General features: G+C 53.4%; 3 rRNA genes. All 3 read right to left on the reverse strand.

Going from position 1 to position 5,415, the window contains the following annotated elements:
* Window positions 1-21: 21 nt before the first annotated feature.
* Window positions 22-141: ribosomal RNA gene (gene rrf / locus BJP07_RS09410) — 5S ribosomal RNA — on the reverse strand.
* 161 nt (window positions 142-302) lie between these two features.
* A 23S ribosomal RNA gene (locus BJP07_RS09415) occupies window positions 303-3,381 on the reverse strand.
* Between the two features lie 449 nt (window positions 3,382-3,830).
* A 16S ribosomal RNA gene (locus BJP07_RS09420) occupies window positions 3,831-5,346 on the reverse strand.
* The 16S, 23S and 5S rRNA genes sit together here, the layout of an rRNA operon.
* Between the last annotated feature and the right edge of the window lie 69 nt (window positions 5,347-5,415).

A 5,415-nucleotide genomic window follows, 5' to 3' on the forward strand; every position in this document is an offset into this window, starting at 1 on the left:
TCCACCACCATGAAATTATAAGGCCGGCAGTAACCTACTCTCCCACACCCTCCCAGGTGCAGTACCATCAGCGCGGGCGGGCTTAGCTAAACCGGGTTCGGAAAGGGACCGGGCGTTTCCCCGCCGCCATCAACCACCGACACGACCAATCGTGCCAACAAACAAACCAATGTTGAACAGCAACGCAACCATATTCAATTCAACACAACCAATGTTGTGCCAGACACTGCACAGTGGACGCAAACAATACTTTCTCACGAAAGAACACTCAAACATTGACCGCAAACACACCTATTATGTGATTGTGTTTTAGTCTCGGTTTATTAGTACCAGTCACCTCCACATTTTACAATGCTTCCAGATCCGGCCTATCAACCCCATCATCTCTAGGGAACCTCAAACGAAACCTCATCTCAAAACAGGCTTCCCGCTTAGATGCTTTCAGCGGTTATCCCTCCCGTACGTAGCCAACCAGCCCTGCTCCTGGCGGAACAACTGGCACACCAGAGGTACGTCCGTCCCGGTCCTCTCGTACTAGGGACAGCCTTCTTCAAGTTTCAACGCGCGCGGCGGATAGAGACCGAACTGTCTCACGACGTTCTGAACCCAGCTCGCGTGCCGCTTTAATGGGCGAACAGCCCAACCCTTGGGACCTACTCCAGCCCCAGGATGCGACGAGCCGACATCGAGGTGCCAAACCATCCCGTCGATATGGACTCTTGGGGAAGATCAGCCTGTTATCCCCGGGGTACCTTTTATCCGTTGAGCGACACCACATCCACAAGTAGGTGCCGGATCACTAGTCCCGACTTTCGTCCCTGCTCGACTTGTAAGTCTCACAGTCAAGCTCCCTTGTGCACTTACACTCACCACCTGATTGCCAACCAGGCTGAGGGAACCTTTGGGCGCCTCCGTTACACTTTAGGAGGCAACCGCCCCAGTTAAACTACCCACCAGGCACTGTCCCCAACCCAGATCATGGGCCAAGGTTAGACATCCACTACGGTCAGAGTGGTATTTCAACAACGACTCCACAATCACTAGCGTGACCGCCTCACAGTCTCCCACCTATCCTACACAAACCGCACCGAATACCAATACCAAGCTATAGTGAAGGTCCCGGGGTCTTTTCGTCCTGCCGCGCGAAACGAGCATCTTTACTCGTACTGCAATTTCACCGGGCCTGTGGTTGAGACAGCAGGGGAGTCGTTACGCCATTCGTGCAGGTCGGAACTTACCCGACAAGGAATTTCGCTACCTTAGGATGGTTATAGTTACCACCGCCGTTTACTGGGGCTTAAATTCTCCGCTTCGGGCCAAAGCCCTAACAGGTCCTCTTAACCTTCCAGCACCGGGCAGGCGTCAGTCCGTATACATCAACTTAACCGTCTTCGCACGGACCTGTGTTTTTGATAAACAGTCGCTCCCCTCTATTCTCTGCGACCCCCACCAGCAACACACCGAAAACAGGCATGCAACCAGCAAGGGCCCCCCTTCTCCCGAAGTTACGGGGGCAATTTGCCGAATTCCTTAACCACAGTTCACCCGACCGCTTTAGTATTCTCTACCTGACCACCTGTGTCGGTTTCGGGTACGGGCCGCACACACACTCGCTAGAGGCTTTTCTCGACAGCACAGGATCACCACCATCACCCACAAAAAGGGCTACGCATCACGCCTCACACATAATATCGACCGCATTTGACAAGTCGACGTGCCACACGCTTACACCAAGAATATCCAACACTTGGCGTGGCTACCTCACTGCGTCACCCCATCACTGAACTACCACGGATCAGGCCCCACGCATCACCAACAACCACACACCAAAAGATGCGTTAGTTGCCGGTTCAGGGTGGTTAGTATCACCGCTTCATCCTTTGTCGCATGCATACGGGTACGGGAATATCAACCCGTTGACCATCGACTACGCCTGTCGGCCTCGCCTTAGGACCCGACTCACCCTGGGAAGACGAACTTGACCCAGGAACCCTTAGTCATCCAGCGGATACGATTCTCACGTATCTCTCGTTACTCATGCCTGCATTCTCACTCGCACACAGTCCACCACCCCTTACAGTATGGCTTCACCCCATGCACGACGCTCCCCTACCCATAGTAAAAACTATGCCGCGGCTTCGGCGGTGTACTTGAGCCCCACTACATTGTCGGCGCAGAACCACTCGACCAGTGAGCTATTACGCACTCTTTCAAGGATGGCTGCTTCTAAGCCAACCTCCTGGCTGTCTTCGCGATCCCACATCCTTTTCCACTTAGTACACCCTTAGGGGCCTTAACCGGCGATCTGGGCTGTTTCCCTCTCGACTATGAAGCTTATCCCCCACAGTCTCACTGCTATAGACCACTTCACCGGCATTCGGAGTTTGGCTGATGTTGCTAAGATGATAGTCCCGCTCAACCAACCAGTAGCTCTACCTCCGGCAAACTACTATAACGCTGCACCTAAATGCATTTCGGGGAGAACCAGCTATCACGGAGTTTGATTGGCCTTTCACCCCTACCCACAACTCATCCCCTCAGTTTTCAACCTAAGTGGGTTCGCGCCTCCACAACCTCTTACAGCTGCTTCACACTGGCCATGGGTAGATCACCCCGCTTCGGGTCCAGGACATGCCACTAAAACACCCAAATTTAGGATTCGCTTTCGCTACGACTACCCCACACGGGTTAACCTCGCGACATGCCGCTGACTCGCAGGCTCATTCTTCAAAAGGCACGCCATCACACACAAGAAGGTGCTCTGACGGATTGTAAGCGCACGGTTTCAGGAACTCTTTCACTCCCCTCCCGGGGTACTTTTCACCATTCCCTCACGGTACTATTCACTATCGGTCACACTTAGTATTTAGGCTTACCGGGTGGTCCCGGCAGATTCACAGCAGATTCCACGAGCCCGCTGCTACTCGGGCAAACAATCATCACAACACGACACGCCTTCACGTACAGGGGCTCTCACCCTCTCCGGCACACCATCCCAGGCGACTTCCGCTAACACGCCGCATCACGAGGGTACATGGCAGCATACCCACAATCATTGCCCACAACACCACACGCGCAACCCCTGCCAGGTATCACACACGCATGGTTTAGCCTCATCCACGTTCGCTCGCCACTACTAGCAGAATCACAATTGTTTTCTTCTCCTACGGGTACTAAGATGTTTCACTTCCCCGCGTAACCCCCACACAGACTATACATTCATCTGCAGGTAACACTTCATAACAAGTGCCAGGTTTCCCCATTCGGACATCCTCGGATCAACGCTTTGTTGGCAACTCCCCGAGGCATAACGCAGCCTCACACGTCCTTCATCGGCTAAGCATGCCAAGGCATCCACCGTACGCCCTTGTAACAAAACAACAACACACAACAAAAACAACAAACAAACAACCACCACACCAACAAGGCGCAGCAATCATTTCTCTGTCAGGCAAACTTACAATCAAAAAAATTCTTCCACAAGAATAAAGATGCTCGCGTCCACTATACAGTTCTCACACAACACACCCCACACACCAACCACCAACCAAACCAGTCGACAGTCACCATGCGGAATCATCAAGACAACACAATTGCTGCCTCAGACACCCAACAGTGCACCAATGCACAAAAAACCATTATTTTCGTTGATCACAAACCCTTGATCACACACTGTGCAACCACAACCACACACCCCACACGCAACAATGCATGCAAGAGTACTGGCTGGTGTGTCTCCACCCGGAAACAAAAACATTGGCAGTCACACCCACGGTGACTCAACCAACAACAGCCCACAACTGTAGGCCACAAAAATATAATCTCCTTAGAAAGGAGGTGATCCAGCCGCACCTTCCGGTACGGCTACCTTGTTACGACTTCGTCCCAATCGCCGATCCCACCTTCGACAGCTCCCATGACAGGCCACTGGCTTCGGGTGTTACCAACTTTCATGACGTGACGGGCGGTGTGTACAAGGCCCGGGAACGTATTCACCGCAGCGTTGCTGATCTGCGATTACTAGCGACTCCGACTTCATGGGGTCGAGTTGCAGACCCCAATCCGAACTACGGCCGGCTTTGTGCGATTAGCATCCCCTCACAAGGTAGCAAACGCGCTGTACCGACCATTGTAGCATGTGTGAAGCCCTGGACATAAGGGGCATGATGATTTGACGTCATCCCCACCTTCCTCCGAGTTAACCCCGGCAGTCTCTCATGAGTCCCCACCATTATGTGCTGGCAACATAAGACAAGGGTTGCGCTCGTTGCGGGACTTAACCCAACATCTCACGACACGAGCTGACGACAACCATGCACCACCTGTATAGCGACCACAAGGGAAACCACATCTCTGCGGCGATCCGCTACATGTCAAGCCCAGGTAAGGTTCTTCGCGTTGCATCGAATTAATCCACATGCTCCGCCGCTTGTGCGGGCCCCCGTCAATTCCTTTGAGTTTTAGCCTTGCGGCCGTACTCCCCAGGCGGGGCGCTTAATGCGTTAGCTACGGCACGAACCCCGTGGAAGGGACTCACACCTAGCGCCCACCGTTTACGGCATGGACTACCAGGGTATCTAATCCTGTTCGCTACCCATGCTTTCGCTCCTCAGCGTCAGTTACTGCCCAGAGACCTGCCTTCGCCATCGGTGTTCCTCCTGATATCTGCGCATTCCACCGCTACACCAGGAATTCCAGTCTCCCCTACAGCACTCAAGTTATGCCCGTATCGCCTGCAGTCCCACAGTTAAGCTGTGGACTTACACAAACGACGCGACAAACCACCTACGAGCTCTTTACGCCCAGTAATTCCGGACAACGCTCGCACCCTACGTATTACCGCGGCTGCTGGCACGTAGTTAGCCGGTGCTTCTTCTCCAGGTACCGTCACATAATGCTTCGTCCCTAGCGAAAGGAGTTTACAACCCGAAGGCCTTCATCCCCCACGCGGCGTCGCTGCATCAGGCTTGCGCCCATTGTGCAATATTCCCCACTGCTGCCTCCCGTAGGAGTCTGGGCCGTATCTCAGTCCCAATGTGGCCGTACACCCTCTCAGGCCGGCTACCCGTCGACGCCTTGGTAGGCCATTACCCCACCAACAAGCTGATAGGCCGCGAGCTCATCCCATACCGCAAAAGCTTTCCACAACAATATCCAAAAAGTTGTCCTATCCGGTATTAGACCCAGTTTCCCAAGCTTATCCCGAAGTACAGGGCAGATCACCCACGTGTTACTCACCCGTTCGCCACTCGAGTACCCCTGCAAGCAGGAGCCTTTCCGTTCGACTTGCATGTGTTAAGCACGCCGCCAGCGTTCATCCTGAGCCAGGATCAAACTCTCCACAAAAATATTTCAGAAAGAAACAAGGCCGTGAAAAGCCCGAAAACCTAACCAAAAACAAACCAACCACCAACA

The organism is Corynebacterium sp. NML130628, from assembly GCF_001875665.1.
GTDB lineage: Bacteria > Actinomycetota > Actinomycetes > Mycobacteriales > Mycobacteriaceae > Corynebacterium.